The organism is Allobosea sp. LjRoot90 (genome assembly GCF_964254315.1).
Lineage (GTDB): Bacteria > Pseudomonadota > Alphaproteobacteria > Rhizobiales > Beijerinckiaceae > Allobosea.
Genome location: NZ_CAXUTF020000001.1, coordinates 1,188,458 through 1,210,132, shown reverse-complemented (window position 1 = coordinate 1,210,132; position 21,675 = coordinate 1,188,458). Strand labels below are relative to the sequence as shown.

Genomic DNA, 21,675 nt, shown 5'->3' with positions numbered 1-21,675 from the left:
TTGTCTTCCCCGGCCAATGCGTTTCGGTATGCAGCATGCGCTGCTGCCACACTCCTGACATTTGATGTCAGGGCGAGTAGAGCAAGATCACCTTACGCCATCTCTCTCTAAGCGGAACCTCGCCATGCAGCGCGCTGAACGCTTGCTCGATCTGATCCAGGGGCTGCGCCGCAGGCGTCGACCCGTCACCGCCGAGACGCTTGCCTCCGAGCTCGATGTCTCGGTCCGCACCGTCTATCGCGACATTGCCGCCCTGCTGCGCCAGGGCGTTCCCGTGCGCGGCGAGGCCGGCATCGGCTATGTCCTCGACGCCGGCTTCGATCTGCCACCGCTGATGTTCTCGCCCGACGAGATCGAAGCCGTGCTGATCGGCATGCGCTGGCTGTCCGAGCGCGCCGACCCGACGCTGGCGCGTGCCGCCGAGGACGTGGTCGCCAAGGTCGCGGCGGTGCTGCCGCCGCACTTACGCCCGATCCTGCTCGACGGCGCCTTGTTCGCGCCGGCCTATTGCAAGGATTCCGCGATCGTCGACCAGGTCGATGCCGCGGCGATCCGTGCCGCCATCCGCAATGGCCGCAAGCTCGACATCAGCTATCGCGACGAGGCTGGCGCGCAATCGCAGCGGATGATCTGGCCGATCGGCATGACCTTCTTCGACCGGGTCCGCGTCGTCATTGCCTGGTGCGAGCTCAGGCAGGCCTTCCGCCATTTCCGCACGGACCGCATCGCCGAGCTCACCGCTCGCGAGGAGCGCTACCCGGCCCGCCGCGCCGACCTGTTCCGGCGCTGGCAGAAGGAAGAGCAGGAGGCCGCGGCGAGGCGGGCAATGGAGCAGCCGAATCTCCGAGGCGAGCCGACAGCGGTGGCGTAGTCGGACAGCCACGCGTCGAAGCGGGGCTTTACGGCGCTTTCCGTTCGTCCAGTGCGCGCAGGCTTTCCGCGGCGGGTGCAAGGCCGGCCTGTGCGGCCTGCTCATACCAACGCCGGGCTTGCGCCAGGTCTTGTGCGCCACCTTGGCCCTTCTCCAGCAAGATGCCGAGATTATACATCGCGGTCCTCTCGCCGCCTTGTGCGGCCTTCTCGAACCAGCGCCGCGCTTCCGGCAGGTCCTGCTGGCCGCCCAGGCCGCCCTCCAGCATGGCGCCGAAGTTGCTCATCGCCCTTATCTCGCCGGCCCGTGCTCCCGCCTCGTACCAGCGTCGCGCCTGCGGCAGATCCTCCGGCCCGCCCGCGCCCATGCGCAGCATGTCGGCGAGATTGTTCATCGCGCCCGAATGGCCGGCTTGAGCACTTCGCTCGAGCCAGAGCCGGGCTTGAGGTCGGTCCTGCGGCCCGCCGCGCCCCTGTGCCAGCATGATGGCAAAGTTGTTCATGGCCTCGGGAGCGGTATCCTTGAAGAGCTCGGCGATCCAGCGCCGGGCACTTGGCAGGTCGCGGGGCATGTCCGGGCTCTTGATGCGGTCGAACTGAAGCATCACGCTTCGTTCGCCCTCTTGGGCGGCCTTTTCGAGCCAGCGCCGGGCTTCCACTTCGCTCTGCGGCCCGCCCAGCCCGCTTTCGAGCAGCCGCGCCGAATGATACATGGCGTCGTCGTTGCCGGCCTTCGCTGCGGCGTCATACCAGTGCCGTGCATCCGGCAAGCTCGAAGGGCCGCCGAGCCCACCCTCCAGCATCCGGGCGAAGTCGTACATCGCCCAGGCATATCCGGCTTTCGCTGCCTGCTCGTACCAATGCCGCGCCTGCGGCAGGTCTTGTGGCCCTCCCTGGCTCCTGTCGAGCATGAGGGCGAAGAAATACATCGCCTCCGGATTGCCTGCCTGTGCGCCCTTCTCGAACCAACGCCGAGCCTCCGGCCGGTCCTCCACGCCATCAAACCCAAGCCTCAGCGACTTGCCGGCCTTGACCATGGCCGTGACATGACCTGCATCGGCCGCTTGGCGATAGGCTGCGAGCGCCTCTTCACGGCGCCGTGCACGATCATAGGCGCGGCCGAGTTGATAACGCAGTCGGCGAAGGTCCGGCCGTTCCTCGACGGCAGCCCGGCAAGCGACGATGGCGTGATCATCGCGGCGCGAAAATGCTCGGCCTATGGTGCTCGCAATGTCCGGGACCGCGTGAACTCGTTCTGTATCATCCGGATCGCCGGCGAGCGCGTCGCAGCTGCGCACATTCGCGTTGTCCTCAGCGGACGAACCGTGGGGCGATCCTTGCGCCAGCACCGCGCTGGCATAGTCGGAGAGTGGCTCCCGCAGCGTATACGCCAGCAGGCACGCGCTGATTGCGAATGATATCCAGGATACTGCACCTGAAATCCGAGGAGATATCGCCAAGTCCGCCCCCCGATACAACGCTCGGTTGCGGTGATTGCATCGCTACATGCCGGCTGTCGAGGCGACTTTGCCGGGATAGTTAGCGGCGGAGCTATGAGGTCGGGTCTATCCGCTCAGTTCAAATTAATCTGGCGGTAACGGGCCTCTAGGCGCTCAAGGCCGCCCCGTCTTCCAGCCTGGCCGCCCCGGACGCCACAAGCGCGAGCCCCTCCGGATAGATCTTGTGCTCCTGCTCCAGCACCCGCGCTGACAGGCTCGCCTCGTCGTCGCCGGGCAGGACAGGCACCTTCGCCTGCAGGATGGTCGGCCCGGCATCGAGCTCGGGCACGACGAAGTGAACCGTGCAGCCATGCTCGGCGACGCCTGCCTCGAGTGCCCGGGCATGGGTGTGCGTGCCGCGGAAGTCCGGCAGCAGGGACGGGTGGATATTGATCAGCCGGCCCTGCCAGCGCGTCACGAACCAGGGCGTCAGCACCCGCATGAAGCCGGCGAGCGCGATGAGCTCGACCTGGCCCGCTCGCAGCACGTCGTCGAGCGCACGCTCGAAGGCTTCGCGATCTTTGCCGAAGAGGCGGTGGTCAACACTGGCCGTGGCGATACCGGCGGCGGCAGCTCGCTCCAATCCGCCGGCATCCGGCAGGTTGGCGGCGACGAGCACGATCTCGGCCGGGAAATCGGCGGCCTTGGCCGCTTCGATCAGCGCGACCATGTTGGAGCCGCGCCCGGAGATCAGGATCGCGGTCCGTGCCCGCCTCGTCGCCTTGCTCACAGGGCGAGCTTGCCGCGATAGATAACGGCTTCGTCGGCACCGCGCGCCGTGACCTCGCCGAGCCGGACCGGCTTTTCGCCGGCCTCGGTCAGCGCCGCCATGACGGCCTCCGCCTGCGCGGCTTCGGCGACGACGATCATGCCGATGCCGCAGTTGAAGGTGCGCAGCATCTCGCGCTCGGCGACGCCGCCGACCTTGGCGAGCCAGCCGAACACCGGCGGCACGGCGATCGCCGGCAGATCGATCGCGACGCCGAGTTCATCGGGCAGGACGCGCGGGATGTTGTCGGGGAAGCCGCCGCCGGTGATGTGCGCCAGTGCCTTGATGCCGGGCGCCGCCTTCAGCGCCTGCAGCAGGCTCTTCACATAGATCCGGGTCGGCTCCAGCAGCGCCTCGGCCAGCGTCTTGTCCGATGCGAACGGGGCGGGGGCCTCCCAGGCGAGGCCCGACAGAGCGACGATACGGCGGACCAGCGAGTAGCCGTTCGAATGCACGCCCGAAGAAGGCAGGCCGAGCACGACGTCGCCGACGGCGAGATCGGCGCGCGGTAGAAGCGTACCGCGCTCGGCCGCGCCGACGGCAAAGCCGGCGAGATCGTAGTCGTTGCCGGCATACATGCCCGGCATTTCGGCGGTCTCGCCGCCGATCAGGGCGCAGCCGGCCTGGCGGCAGCCCTCGGCGATGCCGCGGACGATCTCGACGCCGGCCTTCGGGTCGAGCTTGCCGGTGGCATAGTAGTCGAGGAAGAGCAGCGGCTCGGCGCCCTGCACGACGAGGTCGTTGACGCACATGGCGACGAGGTCGATGCCGATGGTCGAATGCCGGCCGCTCTCGATCGCGATCTTGACCTTGGTGCCGACGCCATCATTGGCCGCGACCAGGATCGGGTCGGTGAAGCCGGCGGCCTTCAGGTCGAACAACCCGCCGAAGCCACCGATCTCGGCGTCGGCGCCGGGCCGGCGCGTCGAGCGCACCAGCGGCTTGATCGCGTCGACCATGGCATTGCCGGCATCGATGTCGACGCCCGCCTGCGCATAGGTCAGCCCGTTGGCGCCCGGTTTGGTCATCGGCTTCGCTCCTTGGAGCCCGCTTTACCGATCACGTCGCTTCGACCTGATCGGATCCGGCTCATGCTGCGCGAGCGAATAGGCAAGGCCAGGGCCGCGGGCAAGCCCTTCCGCGAAAGCGTTTCGCACTTCTCCCGCCCATGTTCTACCCTGAGCTGCGATTCCGTCGGCAGGTTTCCCGCGATGACGCTTCCGAACCTGATCACGATCGGCCGCCTGATCCTGGTGCCGCTGGTGATCGTCATGATCGTCAATGCCCGCTGGGACGAGGCCTTCTTCCTCTTCGTCGCGGCCGGCGTTTCCGACGCCATTGACGGTTTGATCGCCAAGCGCTTCGACATGCGGAGCGAGCTCGGCGCCTATCTCGACCCGCTCGCCGACAAGGCCCTGATCGTCTCGATCTACATCACGCTCGCCATCGTCGGCATCATCCCGGTCTGGCTGGTGATCGTCGTCGTCTCACGCGATCTGATGATCGTCACCGCGGTGATCCTGTCCTGGCTGATGGCGAGGCCGGTGACGATCGCGCCGATCGTCGTCAGCAAGCTCAACACCGCCGCCCAGCTCGTCTTCGCGGCGTTGGTGCTCGGCTCGAAATCCTTCGGCATCGACGCCGGCGCCGTGATGCCGGCGGCACAGATCATCGTCGCAACCTTGACGCTGGCCTCTATGGGCGCCTACCTCGCCCTCTGGCTGCGGCACATGGCAGGCTGATCCAGCACCTTGGATGATCCGGGACGGATCACCATAATCAGGGCGCCGCGAGGCGGCCCCGTAGAGGCGAGTGCATGAGTCTTCAGCGTCAACTGCTCTTCTGGGCGCTCGCCCTGGCCATCCTCGTGCTTGGGCTGATGCTGTTCAGGGACGTGCTCCTGCCCTTCATCGCGGCGCTGGCGCTGGCCTATCTGCTCGATCCGCTCGCCGACCGGCTCGAGCGCTGGGGGCTCAGCCGGCTCACTGCCACGATCGCGATCCTCTGCCTCTTTCTGCTCGTCTTCGTCGTCGGGCTGGTGCTGCTGGCGCCGCTGCTCAGCCAGCAGCTCGCCGGCCTGGTGGCGCGCTTGCCGAGCGATGCCGCCAAGCTGCAGGCGCTGATCATGGAGCGCGGCGCGCCGCTGATCGAACGGTTCGGCGGCGCCAAGCTCGCGCAGGACGCCCAGAGCTCGCTCGGCAATCTCGTCGGCGAGGCGACGAACTGGGTCGGCAAGCTGCTGGGATCGCTCTGGTCGGGCGGCACCGCGATCCTCGGCGTGTTCTCGCTTTTGGTGCTGACCCCGGTCATCGCCTTCTACCTGCTCGCCGACTGGGACCGCATGGTCGCGACGGTCGACAGCTGGCTGCCGCTCGATCATCGCGACACGATCCGCGGCCTGCTGCACGAGATGGACACAGCCATCGCCGGCTTCCTGCGCGGCCAGGCACTGGTCTGCCTGCTGCTCGGGACTTTCTATGCGATCGGGCTATCGCTGGTCGGCGTCAATTTCGGCGCGCTGATCGGCATCATCAGCGGCTTTCTCTCCTTCATCCCCTATGTCGGCTCGCTGACTGGGCTCGTACTCTCGGTCGGCGTTGCGACGGTGCAGTTCTGGCCGGACTGGACGATGCCGCTGTTGACGCTCGCCGTCTTCGCCATCGGCCAGTTCATCGAAGGCAACATCCTGCAGCCCAAGCTCGTCGGCGACTCGATCGGCGTGCACCCGGTCTGGCTGATGTTCGCGCTGCTCGCCTTCGGCTCGCTCTTCGGCTTCGTCGGCCTGCTGCTCGCCGTTCCGCTGGCCGCGGTCATCGGCGTGCTGGCCCGCTTCGTGCTGCGGCAATACCTCGCCAGCCCGTATTATCGCGGTCACTCCGGCCAAGTTTCCGCGCCCCATGTCGAGCCCTGAGCCGCCGGTGAAGCCGCGCCAGCTCGCCTTCGACCTGCCGGTCGACAGCCGGCACGGCGTCGAGGATTTCCTCATCGGCCCGTCGAACGAGCAGGCCTATGGCCTGATCGAGAGCTGGCCGAACTGGCCGGCATCCTGGTTGCGCCTGGTCGGACCGGAAGGGGCGGGCAAGACCCATCTCGCTGCGATCTGGGCAGCGCGCGCCCATGCCTGGACGCTGTCCGCCGCAGAGCTCGACGAGGCCAAGGTGCCGCATCTGACCTCCGGCGGCGCCTTGGTGATCGAGGATTGCGACCGCGCTCCGCTTGATGAGCCGGCGCTGTTCCATCTGCTCAACGCCACCAAGGCACGCGGCGCCACCGTGCTGCTGACGGCGCGCACCGAGCCGGGACAATGGGGGCTGAAGGTGCCGGACCTGCTCTCGCGCCTGCGACTGGCCCCGCAGGCAGAGATCGCACCGCCCGATGACGCGCTGCTGCGCGCGCTGCTGGTCAAGCTCTTCGTCGACCGTCAGCTTATCGTCGATACTGGCACGATCGAGGCGCTGGCGCTCAGGATGGAGCGCTCGTTCGCCGCGGCGCGCGATCTCGTCGATGCGCTCGATCGGCTTTCGCTCGAGCGTGGCCGGCGCGTCACCCGCGCCATGGCCACCGAGGTCGTCGCCTCGCTTTTCCCGGACGAGTGACCGCTCAGGCCTTCGCCGTATTGGCCGTACCGGTTAGGCGGGCATGGATCGTCTCGATCAGAAGATCATGCGCCCGCGCCGCGATCGCATCGAGCGACGGTGTCTTGACGAACATGGCTGCAGCCTTCTCGGTCAGCTCCTCGCGGCTCGGCAGGGTCGGCATGTGCCACTGCGCAATCGCGTCCTGCGCCTGCGTCTGCATCGCATGCAATTGCTCGGTGGCCCGCGCCTGCAGCGCGACGAGTGCCTCGCGGAATTCGGGCAGCGTCAGCGTCGGCAGATGCAGCTCAGGCAGGCCGGGCACGTTGGCATAGGCGTCGCGCACGGACTGGACGATGCGCTCCACCGGGACGGAGGCGGCGAGCCGCTCGGCCGAGCGCTCGATCACGCGCGGCGGCAGTGCCTGCGAGCGCTCGACGACGGCCTGCGGCGGCGCCTTCAGATCCCAGACCAGGCGCAGCTTCGACAGGCCGAGGATGAGATAATAGGTCGGGTCCCACTGCCACCAGCGAAAACCCTGGCGGACGCTGTACTGGTAGGCGTGGTGGTTGTTGTGCCAGCCTTCGCCCATGGTGATGATCGCCAGCCACCAGTTGTTCCGGCTCTCATCGCCGGTGACATAGTCCTTGTCGCCATGCACATGCGCCAGCGAGTTGATGCAGAAGGTGCCGTGATGGACCGCGACCGTCGACCAGAAGAAGCCGACGAACAGCCCGGTCCAGCCGTCGATGGCGAAGCAGGCGATGGCGAGCAGCACCGCCGGAAGCAGCTCGAAGCGATGCAGGAAGCGCAGCTCCGGGAAACGGGTCAGGTCGGTGACGGTCGAGGTGTCGCAGCGATCATGGCCGTTACTGAAGATCCAGCCGACATGTGAATAGAAGAACGAGGTCAGCACCGGCGAATGCACGTCGTGCTCGGTGTCGGCGAAGCGGTGGTGGTGCCGATGCTTCGAGGCCCACCAGATCACGCTCTTCTGCGCCGTCGACTGGGCGAGGAAAGCGAGCACGAACTGGCCGATCCGGCTGGTCTTGTAGGTCCGGTGCGAGAAGTAGCGGTGGTAGCCGCCGGTCACCGCGAACATGCGCAGCCAGTACAGGCCGAAGGCGAGCCAGAGCGAAGTCGCGCTGACACCGCTCCAGAGCGCCCCGAAGCAGGCGAGATGAGCCAGCACGAAGGGAATGGCCGAAGGGTAGACGATATCGCCGTGGTCGTCGGCGTGCTGGAGCTGCTCTGACAAGTTCGTTCTCTAAAAGTGCGTCTGAAGGCATGCGAGATTCACATGCCGACCAAACAGCAGGGGCGTGACGGGCGCAAGCGCCGTCAGCGTCGCAGCACAGGAAATGGCAGGAAGTTGACGATCAGGCGCAACGCAAAGGCGCCGAGCAGCACGCCGATGAATGGCCAGTACGCCATGTCGATCTGGGCGCGTTTGCCGAAGCTGACCATGAAGCTCAGCCAGATGTACCAGGCGCCGAAGAGGTGCAGCCGGCGCCAGGCGACCCGGCCGATCAAAGCGGCCGTCCGGTCGAAGGAGGTCGCCACCATCGCCAAAATCACGAGATAGGCGCTGCCGCCGGCGAGCAGCATGCTCGACCCGCCAAGTTCAGCGAACAGCTTCGGATCGGTGACGGCGAGCGCGATGATGGCGATGGCGTGCAGGAAATGCGAGACGGCGAAGCCGAGGCCGAGCTGTCGCCGGTTGCGCAATTGCCAGCGCGTCCACGGGTTTGGGCAGGCGCGAAACAGGGCAGACGCGGTGAAGGCGAGCAGGAAGAGGGCGAGCGAGGTCCGCGCCGTCAACCGGATTGCCATCCGGATGCCGTCGCTGCCGCCGGCGGAGGCAAAGGCGGCGAGGGTCGCGATCGTCAGAATAGCGGCGAGCGTGCCCAAAAGGGGCCAGCCCTCCAGACCGGTCGGAAGAGCCGAGCTGCGCTTGTTTTCGTTCGACATAGCCGGTCTCCGCTTGAGTGCCTGTAATATGTAATCGGTGATTACATATCGGCGGCGGCGCGACAATGGATGTAATCGGCGATTACATAATCGTGATGAGTTAGAGTGACGCCTCTGCTCGGCTGCTGCGTGGCGGGAAACTGGTCTAGGCTCGCTGCGATGAGCACGACGAAGGCGAATCGGGTGGGAGCGGGCAAGGCCGCGGTGAGCGCTTCGGCCTATCATCACGGCAATCTGCGCGAGGCTCTGATCGCGCAGGCGCTCGCGCTGGCCGCCGAGGCCGGACTCGAAGCTGTCAGCATTCGGGAGGTAGCGCGCCGCGCTGGTGTCTCACCCGCCGCGCCATTCCGGCACTTTCCTGACAAGGTCGCGTTGATGACGGCGGTGGCTGAGGAGGCGATGGCGCGCTTCCGGGCCGAGATCGCCGCAGCGCTGGGGCGCGAGGTCAGCGACGATCCGATCCGGCGTATCCGCGCGATCGGCACGGCTTTCCTGGACTGGGCCCGGCGCAATCCGACGCATTTCGAGATCATCTCCTCGCGCCGCGCGATCGACTTCGCCGGGTCGGCGTCGCTGGGAGCGGACAACGCCGAAATCCAGGCGCAGATGGTGACGCTGCTCGAGGAGGCGGCTCAGCGCGGGCTCCTGCGCATCGATGACCCGCAGCTGATCCAGATCACCGGGCGCGCGTTGGTCTATGGCCTGGCACGCATGCTGATCGATGGTCAGTTTCCGAGCTGGGGCGTCGCGGAGGCCGAGGTCGAGAGGATGATGGAGCGATCGCTCGATCTCTTCCTCGCCGGCCTGCTGAAGGTCCCGGCGGCCGGAGACCCGGACCGTTCATGACGTTTCGGCCTCGCCTGTCATCGAACCGTCACGCTACGGTGGCTTCAAGGCGAAGGCGGTCGCAGCGGCTGCAAGCAAAACGACACAGAACACAGCTACAGGACCGGCAGTGACACGAGCGGCATCGACAGCGAGAGCGAAGCGAATGACCCAAGATGTGGCGGAAGCGCCGGTCCAGGCGGCTGCGGCCCCGGCTCCGACAGCAGCGGTCCTGCAGATCGATGAGGAGCTTCGGCAGTCACCGAAGCGCTTCATGAACCGGGAACTGTCCTGGCTGCAGTTCAATCGGCGGGTGATGGAGGAGGCCTCCAACCGCAATCATCCGCTGCTCGAGCAGCTGCGCTTCCTCTCGATTTCGGCGAACAATCTCGACGAGTTCTTCATGGTCCGCGTCTCCGGCCTGCGCGAGCAGCTCAAAGCCGGCGTGGTGACACCGAGCCAGGACGGGTTGAGCCCGGCCGAGCAGCTTGCCGCGTTGGGCGAGGGCGTTGCCGCCCTGACCGGCGACCAGCAGACCCGCTGGACCGAGCTCAAGCACGATCTGGAAGCGAATCGGATCGTGCTGCTGCGGCCGGCCGATATCGGCGCACAGGACCGCATCTGGCTGGAAGATCGCTTCCTGCACTATGTCTTCCCGGTGCTGACGCCGCTGGCGATCGACCCGGCCCACCCGTTCCCCTTCATTCCGAATCTCGGCTTCACCATCGCGCTGGCGCTCGAGCGCATCAGCGACGGGCGCGCGCTCGACGCGCTGATCCGCGTCCCGGTGAAGATCGACCGCTTCATCGAATTGCCCGATCTTGCCCGCGAGGGCATCCAGCGCTTCATCATGCTGGAGGATCTGGTCGCGCTCTTCATCGGTAAGCTCTTCCCCGGCTACGAGGTCAAGGGCACCGGCTCCTTCCGCATCATCCGCGACTCCGATCTCGACATCGAGGAGGAGGCGGAGGATCTGGTCCGCGTCTTCGAGACCATGCTGAAGCAGCGCCGCCGCGGCGTCGTCATTCGGCTTGAGCTCCATTCCGACATGCCGGCGCATCTGCGCAGCATGATCATCCGCGAACTCAAGGTCGACCCCGACGAGATCGTCGTCGTCGAGGGCATGATCGGCCTGAACGAACTCTCGCAGCTCGTCGGCGTCGACCGGCCGGACCTGAAGTTCAAGCCTTACAACGCCCGATTTCCCGAGCGCATCCGCGAGCATGGCGGCGACTGCTTCGCCGCCATCCGCCAGAAGGACCTGATCGTCCACCACCCCTATGAAAGCTTCGACGTCGTCGTGCAGTTCCTGCAGCAGGCGGCGCGCGATCCCAATGTCGTCGCGATCAAGCAGACGCTCTACCGCACCTCGTCGAACTCGCCGATCGTCCAGGCGCTGGCCGAGGCCGCCGAGGCCGGCAAGTCGGTGACCGCGCTGGTCGAGCTCAAGGCCCGCTTCGACGAGGAAGCCAACATCCGCTGGGCCAAGGATCTGGAGCGCGCCGGCGTCCAGGTCGTCTACGGCTTCATCGAGCTCAAGACCCACGCCAAGCTCTCGATGGTGGTGCGCCGCGAGGCCGGCCAGTTCGCGACCTATTGCCATATCGCCACCGGCAACTACCACCCGATCACCGCGCGCATCTATACCGACGTCTCCTTCTTCACCGCCGACCCGGTGATGGCTCAGGACGTCGCGCGGATCTTCAACTTCATCACCGGCTATGCCGAGCCTGCCGAGCTGGAACGCATGGCCGTCTCGCCGGTCAACCTGAAGAAGCGCCTGCTCGACGACATCGCCGAGGAGGTCGCGCATGCGAAGGCGGGCCGCAAGGGCGCGATCTGGGGCAAGTGCAACTCGCTGGTCGATCCCGAGATCATCGACGCGCTCTACGACGCGAGCCAGGCCGGCGTGCAGATCGATTTCGTGGTCCGGGGCATCTGTTGCCTCAGGCCGGGCGTGCCGGGCCTCTCCGACAACATCCGCGTCAAGTCGATCGTCGGGCGTTTCCTCGAGCACACCCGCGTCTATGCCTTCGGCGCCGGCCATGGCATGCCCTCGGCCAAGGCCAAGCTCTACATCTCCTCGGCCGACCTGATGCCGCGCAATCTCGACCGCCGCGTCGAGGCGCTGACGCCGATTCTGAACGCGACGGTCCACCAGCAGATGCTCGAGCAGATCATGCTGGCGAACTTTCTCGACAACGAACAGAGCTGGACCATCTTGCCCGACGGCGGCTCGCGACGCATTGTCCCGCCGTCGGCCGAAGAGTCGTTCAACGCCCACAAGTATTTTATGACGAATCCGAGTCTGTCTGGTCGTGGAAAATCTCTCTCGAGTTCGAGCCCGCGCAGCCTCTCCCGCCGCGCCAGCAAGAAGGCCTGAGCGGGCGCCGGGCCGGCTGAGCGTCGGCGACACCGTCGCGATCATCGACATCGGCTCGAACTCGGTCCGTCTCGTCGTTTACGAGAACCTGTCGCGGGCTCCCGCGCAGGTCTTCAACGAGAAGGAGATGGCGGGGCTCGCTCGGCAGGTCGCGTCGACCGGCATGCTGGCGGCGGACGCGATCGACAAGGCTTTGTCGGCGCTCGTGCGCTTCCGCATCCTGTGCGAAGCGATGCATGTCGGACAGTTGCGGGTCATCGCCACGGCAGCGGCCCGCTATGCCTCGAATGGTCCTGACTTCATTAAGCGCGCCGAAGCGGCGGTCGGCCAGCCGATCGAGCTGATCTCAGGCGACCGCGAGGCCTATCTCTCGGCGCTCGGCGTGATCTCCGGCTTCGACCAGCCGCATGGCGTCGTCGGCGATCTCGGCGGCGGTTCGCTTGAGCTCATCTCGGTGGATGGCGATAAGGTCGGGGCCGGGATCAGCCTGCCGCTCGGTGGCCTCGCGCTGATCGACCGCTCCGGGAACTCGATGAAGGCGGCCGAGAAGATCGTCCGCGACGATCTCGACCATCACCCGCAGCTGGCGGCCATGCGTGGCCGCGATTTCTACGCCGTCGGCGGCACCTGGCGCGCGCTCGCGACCCTGCATCAGCGCCAGTCGGGCTATCCGCTCAACGTCATGCACGGCTATATCGTGCCGGCGCGCGAGGCGAGCGACTTCGTCCGCCTGGTCGAGCGTGCCGACGCCTCGATGCTCGAAGCGATCGAGGCCGTGTCCTCCGCCCGGCGCCCGCTGCTCGCCTATGGCGCGCTGGTGCTCGACCAGATCATCAAGCGCGGACGCCCCCGCAATGTGGTGATCTCGGCCAACGGCGTGCGCGAAGGCCTGCTGCACGAGCAGCTCGACAAGGGCGAGCGCTCTGCCGATGCGCTGCTGCGCGGGGCCGAGGATTACAACCGGCTGCGCGCCCGCGATCCGCGTCACGCCGAAGATCTGATCGCCTGGACCAATCAGCTCGTCGCCGGCGCCTATCCGCATGACGATCCGGCGCTGCAGCGGCTCCAACTCGCCGCCTGCCTGCTGTCCGATATCGGCTGGCGCGCTCATCCCGACTATCGCGGCGAGCAGACGCTCAACGTCATCGCCCATGCCTCGTTCAGCGGCGTCGACCATGCCGGCCGCGCCTTCCTCGCGCTGGCGGCGTTCTATCGCTATGCGGGCCTGAAGGCCTCGGCGCCCGCGGTCGAGGGGCTGCGGCGGCTGCTGACCACGCGCCTGCTCGAGCGCATCCATATCCTCGCCGCGGCTTTCCGGGTCGCCTACCTGATCTCCGCCGGTATGCCCGGCATCCTGTCGCGGGCGCCGCTGACATGCGTCGACAGCCGCCTCGTCCTGCGCCTGCCGGACGATCTGAAATCGCTGGCGAGCGAGCGCGTCACGGGGCGGCTGAAGCAGCTCGCGAAGCTGCTCGGACGCGAGATCGATATCCGCTGAGCGGCAGACCCGCTCTAGGTGTTTGATCCCGTCATTCGACGGTGCAGTCTTGTCGGGAACGGAAGGGAGCGCTGTGGGCCAGGTGCACCGGGGGAGCGCCACCACGGCAGCGGCTGTGCGTCGAGCGATGCGACATAGTCAGGAGAGCCTGAGAGACCTCGCCAAGCGGGACCGTGGAGCGGTATGGTGATCCTCGTCACGGGAGCCACGGGCCATGTCGGGCGCGCGGTCGTCGGCAGGCTGGCGTCACTCGGCCACGATGTCGTCGCTATGGTCCGGGGCCGCCAAATTGCCGCCGAATGCCTGCCATCCGAAATCGCCCTGCGCGTTGCCGATTACGAGGATGCCTCTGCCCTGAAGAGGGCTTTCGCGGGCATCGATGAGGTTGTCCTCATATCGAGCGACGGCGACGCGAGCGCGGTCATGCGTCATCACGCCAACGCCATCGAGGCGGCTGCTGCGGCCGGCGCAAGGCATATTATTTTCACCAGCATCGTCGATGTCGATGGTCGGTCGCCGTTCTACTTCGCGCCTGTATATCGCGACGCGGAGCGCCGCCTTGCGGCTTGCAGCGTGCCTTCGACCATCCTCAGATGTGGCCTGTATTGTGAGTTCATTCTCGAATATTGGCTTTTCTCAAGCCAAACGTCGGGAGAACTGGCGCTGCCCGCAGGGGACGGCCGGGTCGCGCCGATCTCGCGTGACGATGTGGCGGCCGCCATTGCGATGGTCGCAGCCGACTCTGACAAATCTCCCAAAATCCATACGGTCACGGGAGATCTGGCGCTGGATTTCGGCGAGATCACCGCCTCTTATGGCGAAACGGTCGCGAGGCAGGTCGGCTATCGTCCCTGCTCCATCGACGAATACCAGGCGTTGGCATCGGCGCAATTTGACGATCCCTGGCCTTGCGCCTTCTCCACCCTGTGCGCTTCGATCGCCGAAGGTCGCTACAGCCGGGTCTCTGACGACTTTGCTGTCCTTACGGGCCGCGGGCCGGAGAGCTTCCAAGACTTCCTCCGTCGCGCGACGTCCGCGACGGAGGCGTAGCCTGCCTCTTGGCCTCTTATCGATGCATCAGGCCTTGAAACGCGGTCGGCTGGATCGATATCCGGCCGATGAACGGGCGATCATGCGCCAGGATGACGAAATAGGCGGCCGAGACCACCACCACATAGAGATGTGCGGCCACGATCTGCATGCGGAAAGCATGGCTGTTGCAGATGATGATCGAGAGCATCGTCGCCGTCGAGATCAGCCACATGGCGCACCATTGCGCCCAGGTGATGCCCGCTACGGAGGCGGCCAGCCGCGCCAGCCGGGCATGACGAATCTCCAGAAGCTGGTTGAGCAGCGGCGCATAGGCCGCCACCTCATTCTGTCGGGACACTAGATGGATCGCGCCGAGCAGGTGCTTTTCCGATTTATCGAAGATTACGTCACTGAGCGGCGTGCTTTTGGCCATGGCCGGCCAATCGACTGCGACGACCTCGCGCAGATAGGTCTGCAGCCCGTTCGTCAGCGCGGATCGTGTGTCCTCGGGCAACACCACCGCGAGAGTTAGCGCGGTCTCCACCGCATCAGCCTCGCGCTGGACTGCGGTACGGGCCGAAACGGCATCGTTCCAGATGCCGGCGGCGGAGAAGGCGACGATCAGGGCGAACAGCCCCCCGCAGGTGTTGATGATGGAATCACGGATCGGCAGCGGCTCGTCCAGCCGGTAGCCGAGGCGCGGGATAGCGAAGCGGACGAGGCCGATCAGAATCCAGCAGGCCGCGATGCTGAGCACCAGCACGGCGAGGAACATCGCCGCCAGTGGCAGTTGATGGAACAGGATGAACACGTCGCCCCCGGAATCTGTCAGCGCTCAGACGACAGCAGCAGACCTCATGGCAGCCTTAGCCGACCGTGACCCGCCCGCGCACGATTCTCAGCGACAGCGAGCCGTTCTTCAGCGCCAGCGCCTTCTCGCCGAAAAGCTCGCGGCGCCAGCCCTTCAGTGCCGGCACGTCGGCCTCGTCGTTGCTGGCAATCTCCTCGAGGTCGTCGCTGGAGGCGATGATCTTCGGCGCGACGCGTTCGGTGTCGGCGGTCGCCTTGAGCAGCACCTTGAGCAGGTCGAGCACGGCGCCGTTGCTCGGCCGGCCGCGCTCGCGCTCGAGCCGGGGCAGGCTGTGCGGATCGAGCGCCAGAGCGCGTTCGACCGCCGCCAGCACCTCGCCGCCGGAGCGCGAGCGCTCGAAGCCGTTCGGCACGGAGCGCAACTCGCCCAGCGCCTCGGCCGAGCGCGGGGCGCGCTGGACGATATCCATCAGCGCATCGTCCTTGAGCACGCGCTGGCGCGGCACGTCGCGATGCTGGGCCTCACGCTCGCGCCAGGCGGCGAGCTCCATCAGCACCGCCAGCTCCTTCGGCTTGCGCAGGCGCCCTTTGAGCCGCTGCCAGGCGTTCTCCGGCTTGACCTCGTAGGTTCCCGGCGAGTTGAGCACCGCCATCTCCTCGGCGACCCAGCTCTCGCGGCCGCTCGCGGCGAGGTCGGCCTGCAGCGCCAGATAGACGTCGCGCAGATGGGTGACGTCGGATTCGGCATAGACCAGTTGCGCCTCGCTGAGCGGGCGGCGTGACCAGTCGGTGAAGCGCGAGGATTTGTCGACGCGCGCCTTGGCCAGGTCGTTGACGAGCTGCTCATAGCCGACCGAGTCGCCATAGCCGCAGACCATCGCCGCGACCTGGGTATCGAACAGCGGCGTCGGCAGCACGCGACCGAGCATCCAGACGATTTCGAGGTCCTGCCGGGCGGCATGGAAGACCTTGACCACGTTCTGGTCGGTCATCAGCGCCATCAGCGGCGCAAGATCGAGACCCTCAGCCAGCGGATCGACCATCACGGCCTCGTCCGGCGAGGCCATCTGGACCAGGCAGAGCTTCGGATAATAGGTCGTCTCGCGCAGGAACTCCGTGTCGACGGTGACGAAGGGGTGCGCGGCGAGGCGGGAGCAGGCGGAGGCGAGCTCGTCGGTGGTGTTGATCAGGTTCATGGCCGGCGCTCATAGCAGATCAGCGCGCGCCATGTCGCGGGCGTTCTTGACAAGCGAGCCGCGCGCGTGTGGTTACGGCGCCAAATCGCTTGCGTGCCCACTACCGGCCGCATGGACGCCCCGGAAAGCTGAACCCGTGACTTTGCACCGTTACCGTTCCCACACCTGCGGCGCGCTCCGCGAGAGCGACATCGGCGCCTCCGTGCGCCTGTCCGGCTGGTGCCATCGCATCCGCGACCATGGCGGCGTGCTGTTCATCGATCTGCGCGACCATTACGGCCTGACCCAGGTCGTGGTCGACCCGGATTCGCCCGCTTTCGCCGATGCCGAGAAGGCGCGCGCCGAATGGGTCATCCGCATCGACGGCAAGGTCAAGCCGCGCCTCGCCGGCACCGAGAACGCCAACCTCGCCACCGGCGCGGTCGAGGTCTTCGCCACGGCGATCGAAGTGCTCGGGCCGTCGGCCGAGCTGCCGCTGCCGGTCTTCGGCGATCTCGAATATCCGGAGGACACGCGCCTCAAATACCGTTTCCTCGACCTGCGCCGCGAGAAGCTGCACAACAACATCGTACTGCGCGGCAAGGTGATCGACTCGCTGCGCCAGCGCATGAAGACATCAGGCTTCTCCGAGTTCCAGACGCCGATCCTGACGGCGTCCTCGCCCGAGGGCGCGCGCGACTTCCTGGTGCCGAGCCGCCTGCATCCGGGCAAGTTCTACGCCCTGCCGCAGGCGCCGCAGCAGTACAAGCAGCTCCTGATGATGGCGGGCTTCGATCGCTACTTCCAGATCGCGCCCTGCTTCCGCGACGAGGATCCGCGCGCCGACCGGCTGCCCGGCGAGTTCTATCAGCTCGACGTCGAGATGAGCTTCGTCGAGCAGGAAGACGTGTTCGCCACGATGGAGCCGGTGATCGCCGGCGTCTTCGAGGAGTTCGGAGAGGGCAAGTCGGTCACGCGCAACTGGCCGCGCATCCCCTATGCCGAGGCGCTGCGCAAATACGGCTCCGACAAGCCCGATCTGCGCAACCCGATCGAGATGCAGGACGTCTCCGAGCAGTTCCGCGGCTCGGGCTTCAAGGTCTTCGCCCGCATCCTCGAAGGCGAGAAGAACCGCGTCTGGGCGATCCCCGCGCCGGGCGGCGGCTCGCGCGCCTTCTGCGACCGGATGAACTCCTGGGCGCAGGGAGAGGGGCAACCTGGCCTCGGCTACCTGATGGTCAAGGAAGACGGCGAGGGGCAGGGGCCGATCGCCAACAACATCGGTCCCGAGCGCGTCGCCGCGATCGTCGCCCAGATGGGGCTGAAGGGCGGAGACGCCTGCTTCTTCGTCGCCGGCGATCCGGACAAGTTCTACAAGTTCGCCGGCAGCGCGCGGAACAAGGTCGGCTCGGAGCTCGGGCTGATCGACGAGAACGCCTTCGCCTTCGCCTGGATCGTCGACTTCCCGATGTTCGAATACAACGAGGACGAGAAGAAGGTCGACTTCTCGCACAACCCGTTCTCGATGCCGCAGGGTGGTCTCAAGTCGCTGCTCGAGGACGATCCGATTTCGATCAAGGCGTTCCAGTACGACATCGCCTGCAATGGCTACGAGCTCGCCTCCGGCGGCATCCGCAACCACAAGCCGGAAGCGATGGTGAAGGCCTTCGAGATCGCCGGCTATGGCGAGGAGACGGTGATCGAGCGCTTCGGCGGCATGTACCGGGCCTTCCAGTACGGCGCGCCGCCGCATGGCGGCATGGCCGCCGGTGTCGACCGCATCATCATGCTGCTTGCCGGTGCGACCAACCTGCGCGAGGTCGCGCTGTTCCCGATGAACCAGCAGGCCGTCGACCTCCTGATGGGCGCGCCATCGCCGGCGAGCCCGAAGCAGCTGCGCGAGGCAAATCTGCGCATCAATCTGCCCGAGAAGGACGCCTGAGCGACCATGGCCTATCTGCCTGCCGGGCGAGCGTTGCTGCTTGCCTGCCTCGTCGCGCTGCCGCTTGGCGCCTGCGTCGCCGGTCATGCCGATTCCACTGCGGGCCGCGCTTCTGCGCTGGCGACGACGGTCTCGCGCGCCGTCGCCTGCAGGGCCGGTTCGCCCCAGCGCACGACGCTGGACCGCTTCATCGCGGCCGAGAAGGCACGCGGCGCGAGCGACGAGCAGCTCGCAGCGGCCCGTTCGGCCTATGTCGGCGTTTCCGAGGCCGAGACGATCAACCAGGATGTCCGTCCGGAACCCTGCACGGCCGAGGAGCGAGCGACGTTGCGGGGCAAGATGAAAGATGTCCGTGCTGGCCGCTTCGAGGCGCTCTGACCGTCCATGACTGCGTCCAAGCCCGGCCTCGCCGCACTCGCGGCCTTGAGTCTTGCCGGCTGCACGATGGCCGGGCCGATGCCCGGCACGCCCGAGTTCACGGCAGTCCAGGTCTCGCGTGCCTATGATTGCGGGCTGAGCGTCGACCGCAGCCGCATCATCGCGCGGCTGCCGGCCGAGCAACGCGGCCGCTTCGTCGCCGCTAATGCGAGCTATGCGGTGAAATCCTACAATGCGCCGCGTCGCTGCGATGCGACCGAGCGCGAACGGCTTCAGCAGGAGCTGCGTCTGGGGGCTCGGCGCTGATCGCCTCTTGCCTCGCGCCGCTCATCCCGCGCAGATGCGGGCCATGAGCTTTTCCGCCGCCGACGTCACCGCCATCGTCGTCAGTTTCGACAGCGCTGAGGTGTTGCCGTCCTGCCTCGCCGCGCTGGCGGGAGAGGGCGTCGCGGCCATAGTCGTCGACAATGCCAGCGACGATGCCTCGGCCGAGGTCGCGGCGCAGCACGGCGCGCAGGTCCTGCGCAACGCCTGCAACGAAGGCTATGGCCGCGCCAACAACCGTGGCGCGCGCGCGGCGGCGACGCCCTTCGTCCTGATCGTCAACCCCGATCTGGAACTGCAGTCGGGCGCGGTTTCGGCCCTGCTGGCGGCGGCGGAGGCTTATCCGGATGCGGCCGCCTTTGCGCCGCGCCTCATCGAGCCTTCCGGCCGTGTCTTCCTGCAGCCGCGCTCGCTGCTCTCGCCTGATCATCTCAATCGGGCTGCCCGAATCACATTGCCCGAGGGCGATGCCTGCCTGCCGTTCCTGTCGGGGGCCTGCCTGCTGCTGCGGCGCGAGGTCTTCCTGGCGCTCGGCGGCTTCGATCCGGCGATCTTCCTGTTCTACGAGGACGACGATCTCTGCCGGCGCCTGCGCGAGGCCGGGCACGCGCTGGTCCATGTCGATGGCGCCAGCGCCCACCATGGCCGCGGCCGTTCCAGTGCGCCGTCGCGGCAGCGGCGCTTCACCGCGCGCTGGCACCTCGCCTGGTCGGAATATCACATGGCGCGCAAGTGGGGCCTGCCTGTGCCCGGTCTGGGCAAGACCATCGAAAATGCAGCCAAGGCAATCGGTTACGGCCTGCTCTTGAATCAGGACAAGATGTACGCGCATGCCGGCTCGGTCGCCGGTGCGCTCGCCGCCCGCGCCGGCCACAGCGCGCTCGCCCGGCAGGGGCTGAACGAGGCGGAGGTCATCGCGTGACGGGTTTCTTGCGTGCCGCCAGCGCCGCCGATGGGCTCATCCTGCCGCACAATCATTTCGGCCTGCTGCGTCTGTTGCTGGCGCTCGCCGTCGTGGTCTCGCATGGCCTCAGCGTCACCACCGGCAAGGTCGAGGACGAGTTGCTGGCCCATTCGACCGGCTTCACGCTCGGCGAGCACGCGGTCAACGGCTTCTTCGCCATCTCCGGTTTCCTGGTGACGATGAGCTATGAGCAGCGCGGCTGGCGCGACTATCTCGTAGCCCGCACCCTGCGCATCGCGCCCGGGCTGATCGCGGCGACGCTCGTCGTCTCGCTGCTGCTCGGCAGCGCGCTGACCAAGCTCGAATTGCGCGCCTATCTCACCGACCCGCAGCTCTGGCGCTTCATCTACGCCACGCTGACCAGCTTCAAGAGCTCGGCGCCGCTTCCGGGCGTCTTCTCGGACAACCCGCTGACGTTCCCGATGGGGACGGTCTGGACCCTGAAATACGAGACCCTGTGCTATCTCGGCGTTCTGGTCATCGGGCTCGTCGGCCTGCTGGCCCATCGCCGGATCGTGCTCGGTCTCTGGGCGGTACTCGTCGTCGCGACGGTGCTGCGCGAGATTCTCGCGCCGGACGGGTCGAAAGGCCTTGAGACGGCGCTGCGCCTGCCGCTGATCTTCCTGACCGGCGGGCTCGTCTATCTCTGGCGCGAGCGCGTGCCGCTGTCGCTGCCCGGCCTTGTCGTCGCGCTCCTGGTCGTGGCGCTTGCCCAGGGTACGCCGGCCTACAAGGCGCTGCTCTATCTCGTCACCGCCTGGGGCGTTCTGGTGCTGGCGCTGGCGCCGTCGCTGACCCGCTGGCGCAGCGAGCCGCCCGCCGACCTGTCCTATGGCGTCTATCTCTATGGCTGGCCGGTGCAGCAAGCCTTCGTCGCGGTCTTTCCAACGGTCGGGGCGTTGACGCTGTTCGGGCCGTCGCTCGTGGTGACGCTGCTCGTCGCAGCATTGTCCTGGTACCTGGTCGAAAAGCCGGCGCTTAGGCTCAAGCGCCGCCTGCTGAAGCCTGCCTGATCGCCGCCGCAAGCTCGTCGACGCGCTCTGACATCAGCAGCGGCAGCAGCTGCGAAACCTTTTCCGGCGGCAGATCCCACCAGCGGCTCGCCAGCAATGTCTCGACCTGTGCTTCAGGCAGGCGCAGCCGCACCACCCTGGCCGGGTTGCCGGCGACGATCGCATAGGGCGGCACATCGCGGGTCACCACGGCCCGTGCGGCGACGACGGCGCCATGGCCGATCGTTACCCCCGACATGATCATCGCCTGCGAGCCGAGCCAGACATCATGGCCGATGGCGACATCGCCGCGCGTCGCGTCATGGCCGCTCATCTCGCGGGCCGCCGGCCACAGGCCGGGCAGGGCGGGGAAGGGATAGGTCGTCGCCCAGTCGGTGCGATGATTGCCACCGAGAAAGATCTCGACACCGTCGGCGATCGAGCCGTAGCGGCCGATCGAAAGCCGCGCCCCGCTCTCCGGAAACCGGACCTTGGGCCGGCCATAGGTGAAGGCGCCGATCGTGATCTGCCCTGGCCGGCGCGCCAGCAGCTTGGCGAGATGGATGCGCGTCTGGTTGTCGGGGTTGACCCAGCGACGCAGGAAGCTGCGCGGGCCCGCGGGCAGGCCGGCCCACCAGATCGCAACCGTGCCCGGGCGCCAATCGGCG

21 protein-coding genes are annotated in these 21,675 nt (G+C 66.9%); 13 read left to right on the top strand and 8 right to left on the bottom strand.

Annotated elements, in window-relative coordinates; genetic code table 11:
- Positions 1–124: 124 nt before the first annotated feature.
- Complete coding sequence (locus ACSQ3M_RS05700) at positions 125–871, top strand: helix-turn-helix transcriptional regulator (RefSeq protein ID WP_436149075.1); 747 nt, start codon at positions 125–127, stop codon at positions 869–871.
- Positions 872–899: 28 nt separating this feature from the next.
- On the opposite strand, the gene ACSQ3M_RS05695 is transcribed toward ACSQ3M_RS05700, so the two are convergent.
- From ACSQ3M_RS05695 to purM, 3 genes are all read right to left on the bottom strand, one after another.
- The gene (locus ACSQ3M_RS05695; protein ID WP_436149074.1) at positions 900–2,348 is read right to left on the bottom strand and encodes a hypothetical protein; all 1,449 of its coding nucleotides are present in this window, start codon (positions 2,346–2,348) and stop codon (positions 900–902) included.
- A gap of 127 nt (positions 2,349–2,475) precedes the next feature.
- The gene (gene purN, locus ACSQ3M_RS05690; RefSeq protein ID WP_436149073.1) at positions 2,476–3,099 is read right to left on the bottom strand and encodes a phosphoribosylglycinamide formyltransferase; all 624 of its coding nucleotides are present in this window, start codon (positions 3,097–3,099) and stop codon (positions 2,476–2,478) included.
- Positions 3,096–4,166, bottom strand: a complete 1,071-nt coding sequence (gene purM, locus ACSQ3M_RS05685; RefSeq protein WP_436149072.1) for a phosphoribosylformylglycinamidine cyclo-ligase — start codon at positions 4,164–4,166, stop codon at positions 3,096–3,098. Before purM ends, purN begins: the two co-directional genes overlap by 4 nt.
- 183 nt (positions 4,167–4,349) lie before the next feature.
- On the opposite strand from purM, the gene ACSQ3M_RS05680 reads away from it, so the two are divergent.
- The 3 genes from ACSQ3M_RS05680 (at position 4,350) to ACSQ3M_RS05670 (ending at position 6,734) form a co-directional block, all read left to right on the top strand.
- Complete coding sequence (locus ACSQ3M_RS05680) at positions 4,350–4,880, top strand: CDP-alcohol phosphatidyltransferase family protein (protein WP_436149071.1); 531 nt, start codon at positions 4,350–4,352, stop codon at positions 4,878–4,880.
- Between the two features lie 74 nt (positions 4,881–4,954).
- Positions 4,955–6,049: an AI-2E family transporter gene (locus tag ACSQ3M_RS05675; RefSeq protein ID WP_436149070.1), complete on the top strand. Its 1,095-nt coding sequence runs from the start codon at positions 4,955–4,957 to the stop codon at positions 6,047–6,049.
- Positions 6,036–6,734 (top strand): hypothetical protein, encoded by a 699-nt coding sequence (locus tag ACSQ3M_RS05670; RefSeq protein WP_436149069.1) that lies wholly within the window; start codon positions 6,036–6,038, stop codon positions 6,732–6,734. Before ACSQ3M_RS05675 ends, ACSQ3M_RS05670 begins: the two co-directional genes overlap by 14 nt.
- Positions 6,735–6,738: 4 nt before the next feature.
- Here ACSQ3M_RS05670 and ACSQ3M_RS05665 read toward each other — a convergent pair whose 3' ends face one another.
- Both ACSQ3M_RS05665 and ACSQ3M_RS05660 read right to left on the bottom strand, forming a co-directional pair.
- On the bottom strand, positions 6,739–7,971 hold the full coding sequence (locus ACSQ3M_RS05665; RefSeq protein WP_436149068.1) for an acyl-CoA desaturase: 1,233 nt from the start codon (positions 7,969–7,971) through the stop codon (positions 6,739–6,741).
- Positions 7,972–8,054: 83 nt separating this feature from the next.
- Complete coding sequence (locus ACSQ3M_RS05660; RefSeq protein WP_436149067.1) at positions 8,055–8,684, bottom strand: hypothetical protein; 630 nt, start codon at positions 8,682–8,684, stop codon at positions 8,055–8,057.
- Between the two features lie 159 nt (positions 8,685–8,843).
- Between ACSQ3M_RS05660 and ACSQ3M_RS05655 the strand changes: the two genes are divergently transcribed.
- From ACSQ3M_RS05655 to ACSQ3M_RS05640, 4 genes are all read left to right on the top strand, one after another.
- Positions 8,844–9,530: a TetR/AcrR family transcriptional regulator gene (locus ACSQ3M_RS05655; protein ID WP_436149066.1), complete on the top strand. Its 687-nt coding sequence runs from the start codon at positions 8,844–8,846 to the stop codon at positions 9,528–9,530.
- 145 nt (positions 9,531–9,675) lie between these two features.
- Positions 9,676–11,892 carry an RNA degradosome polyphosphate kinase gene (locus tag ACSQ3M_RS05650; protein ID WP_436149065.1) on the top strand — a complete coding sequence of 739 codons (2,217 nt, stop codon included), beginning with the start codon at positions 9,676–9,678 and terminating at the stop codon, positions 11,890–11,892.
- Positions 11,828–13,390, top strand: coding sequence for an exopolyphosphatase (gene ppx / locus ACSQ3M_RS05645; protein ID WP_436149064.1), 1,563 nt, complete (start codon positions 11,828–11,830; stop codon positions 13,388–13,390). Before ACSQ3M_RS05650 ends, ppx begins: the two co-directional genes overlap by 65 nt.
- A gap of 186 nt (positions 13,391–13,576) precedes the next feature.
- Positions 13,577–14,440 (top strand): NAD(P)H-binding protein, encoded by an 864-nt coding sequence (locus tag ACSQ3M_RS05640; protein ID WP_436149063.1) that lies wholly within the window; start codon positions 13,577–13,579, stop codon positions 14,438–14,440.
- Positions 14,441–14,456: 16 nt separating this feature from the next.
- Here the strand turns inward: ACSQ3M_RS05640 and ACSQ3M_RS05635 are convergent, their stop codons facing one another.
- Positions 14,457–15,233 (bottom strand): hypothetical protein, encoded by a 777-nt coding sequence (locus ACSQ3M_RS05635; RefSeq protein ID WP_436149062.1) that lies wholly within the window; start codon positions 15,231–15,233, stop codon positions 14,457–14,459.
- A 55-nt stretch (positions 15,234–15,288) separates the two neighbouring features.
- Entirely contained in the window at positions 15,289–16,428 is a 1,140-nt protein-coding gene (gene rnd / locus ACSQ3M_RS05630; RefSeq protein ID WP_436149061.1) for a ribonuclease D, read from the bottom strand.
- A 142-nt stretch (positions 16,429–16,570) separates the two neighbouring features.
- On the opposite strand from rnd, the gene aspS reads away from it, so the two are divergent.
- From aspS to ACSQ3M_RS05605, 5 genes are read left to right on the top strand one after another with little or no spacing between them, the layout of a single operon-like run.
- Positions 16,571–18,349, top strand: coding sequence for an aspartate--tRNA ligase (aspS, locus tag ACSQ3M_RS05625; RefSeq protein WP_436149297.1), 1,779 nt, complete (start codon positions 16,571–16,573; stop codon positions 18,347–18,349).
- Between the two features lie 6 nt (positions 18,350–18,355).
- Entirely contained in the window at positions 18,356–18,727 is a 372-nt protein-coding gene (locus ACSQ3M_RS05620) for a hypothetical protein (RefSeq protein WP_436149060.1), read from the top strand.
- 6 nt (positions 18,728–18,733) lie between these two features.
- Complete coding sequence (locus ACSQ3M_RS05615; RefSeq protein ID WP_436149059.1) at positions 18,734–19,033, top strand: hypothetical protein; 300 nt, start codon at positions 18,734–18,736, stop codon at positions 19,031–19,033.
- A gap of 43 nt (positions 19,034–19,076) precedes the next feature.
- Positions 19,077–19,973, top strand: a complete 897-nt coding sequence (locus tag ACSQ3M_RS05610) for a glycosyltransferase (protein WP_436149058.1) — start codon at positions 19,077–19,079, stop codon at positions 19,971–19,973.
- On the top strand, positions 19,970–21,028 hold the full coding sequence (locus tag ACSQ3M_RS05605) for an acyltransferase family protein (RefSeq protein ID WP_436149057.1): 1,059 nt from the start codon (positions 19,970–19,972) through the stop codon (positions 21,026–21,028). The genes ACSQ3M_RS05610 and ACSQ3M_RS05605 overlap by 4 nt, the downstream gene beginning before the upstream one ends.
- Here the strand turns inward: ACSQ3M_RS05605 and ACSQ3M_RS05600 are convergent.
- Entirely contained in the window at positions 21,000–21,608 is a 609-nt protein-coding gene (locus ACSQ3M_RS05600; RefSeq protein ID WP_436149296.1) for a CatB-related O-acetyltransferase, read from the bottom strand. The genes ACSQ3M_RS05605 and ACSQ3M_RS05600 overlap by 29 nt on opposite strands.
- Positions 21,609–21,675 lie beyond the last annotated feature (67 nt).

Bases quoted from the DNA above. Each gene is read 5' to 3' on its own strand.
- ACSQ3M_RS05700 (WP_436149075.1), top strand. From the start codon at position 125: ATGCAGCGCGCTGAACGCTTGCTCGATCTGATCCAGGGGCTGCGCCGC.
- purM (WP_436149072.1), bottom strand. From the start codon at position 4,166: ATGACCAAACCGGGCGCCAACGGGCTGACCTATGCGCAGGCGGGCGTC.
- ACSQ3M_RS05680 (WP_436149071.1), top strand. From the start codon at position 4,350: ATGACGCTTCCGAACCTGATCACGATCGGCCGCCTGATCCTGGTGCCG.
- ACSQ3M_RS05675 (WP_436149070.1), top strand. From the start codon at position 4,955: ATGAGTCTTCAGCGTCAACTGCTCTTCTGGGCGCTCGCCCTGGCCATC.
- ACSQ3M_RS05670 (WP_436149069.1), top strand. From the start codon at position 6,036: ATGTCGAGCCCTGAGCCGCCGGTGAAGCCGCGCCAGCTCGCCTTCGAC.
- ACSQ3M_RS05660 (WP_436149067.1), bottom strand. From the start codon at position 8,684: ATGTCGAACGAAAACAAGCGCAGCTCGGCTCTTCCGACCGGTCTGGAG.
- ACSQ3M_RS05655 (WP_436149066.1), top strand. From the start codon at position 8,844: ATGAGCACGACGAAGGCGAATCGGGTGGGAGCGGGCAAGGCCGCGGTG.
- ACSQ3M_RS05650 (WP_436149065.1), top strand. From the start codon at position 9,676: ATGACCCAAGATGTGGCGGAAGCGCCGGTCCAGGCGGCTGCGGCCCCG.
- rnd (WP_436149061.1), bottom strand. From the start codon at position 16,428: ATGAACCTGATCAACACCACCGACGAGCTCGCCTCCGCCTGCTCCCGC.
- ACSQ3M_RS05620 (WP_436149060.1), top strand. From the start codon at position 18,356: ATGGCCTATCTGCCTGCCGGGCGAGCGTTGCTGCTTGCCTGCCTCGTC.
- ACSQ3M_RS05615 (WP_436149059.1), top strand. From the start codon at position 18,734: ATGACTGCGTCCAAGCCCGGCCTCGCCGCACTCGCGGCCTTGAGTCTT.
- ACSQ3M_RS05610 (WP_436149058.1), top strand. From the start codon at position 19,077: ATGAGCTTTTCCGCCGCCGACGTCACCGCCATCGTCGTCAGTTTCGAC.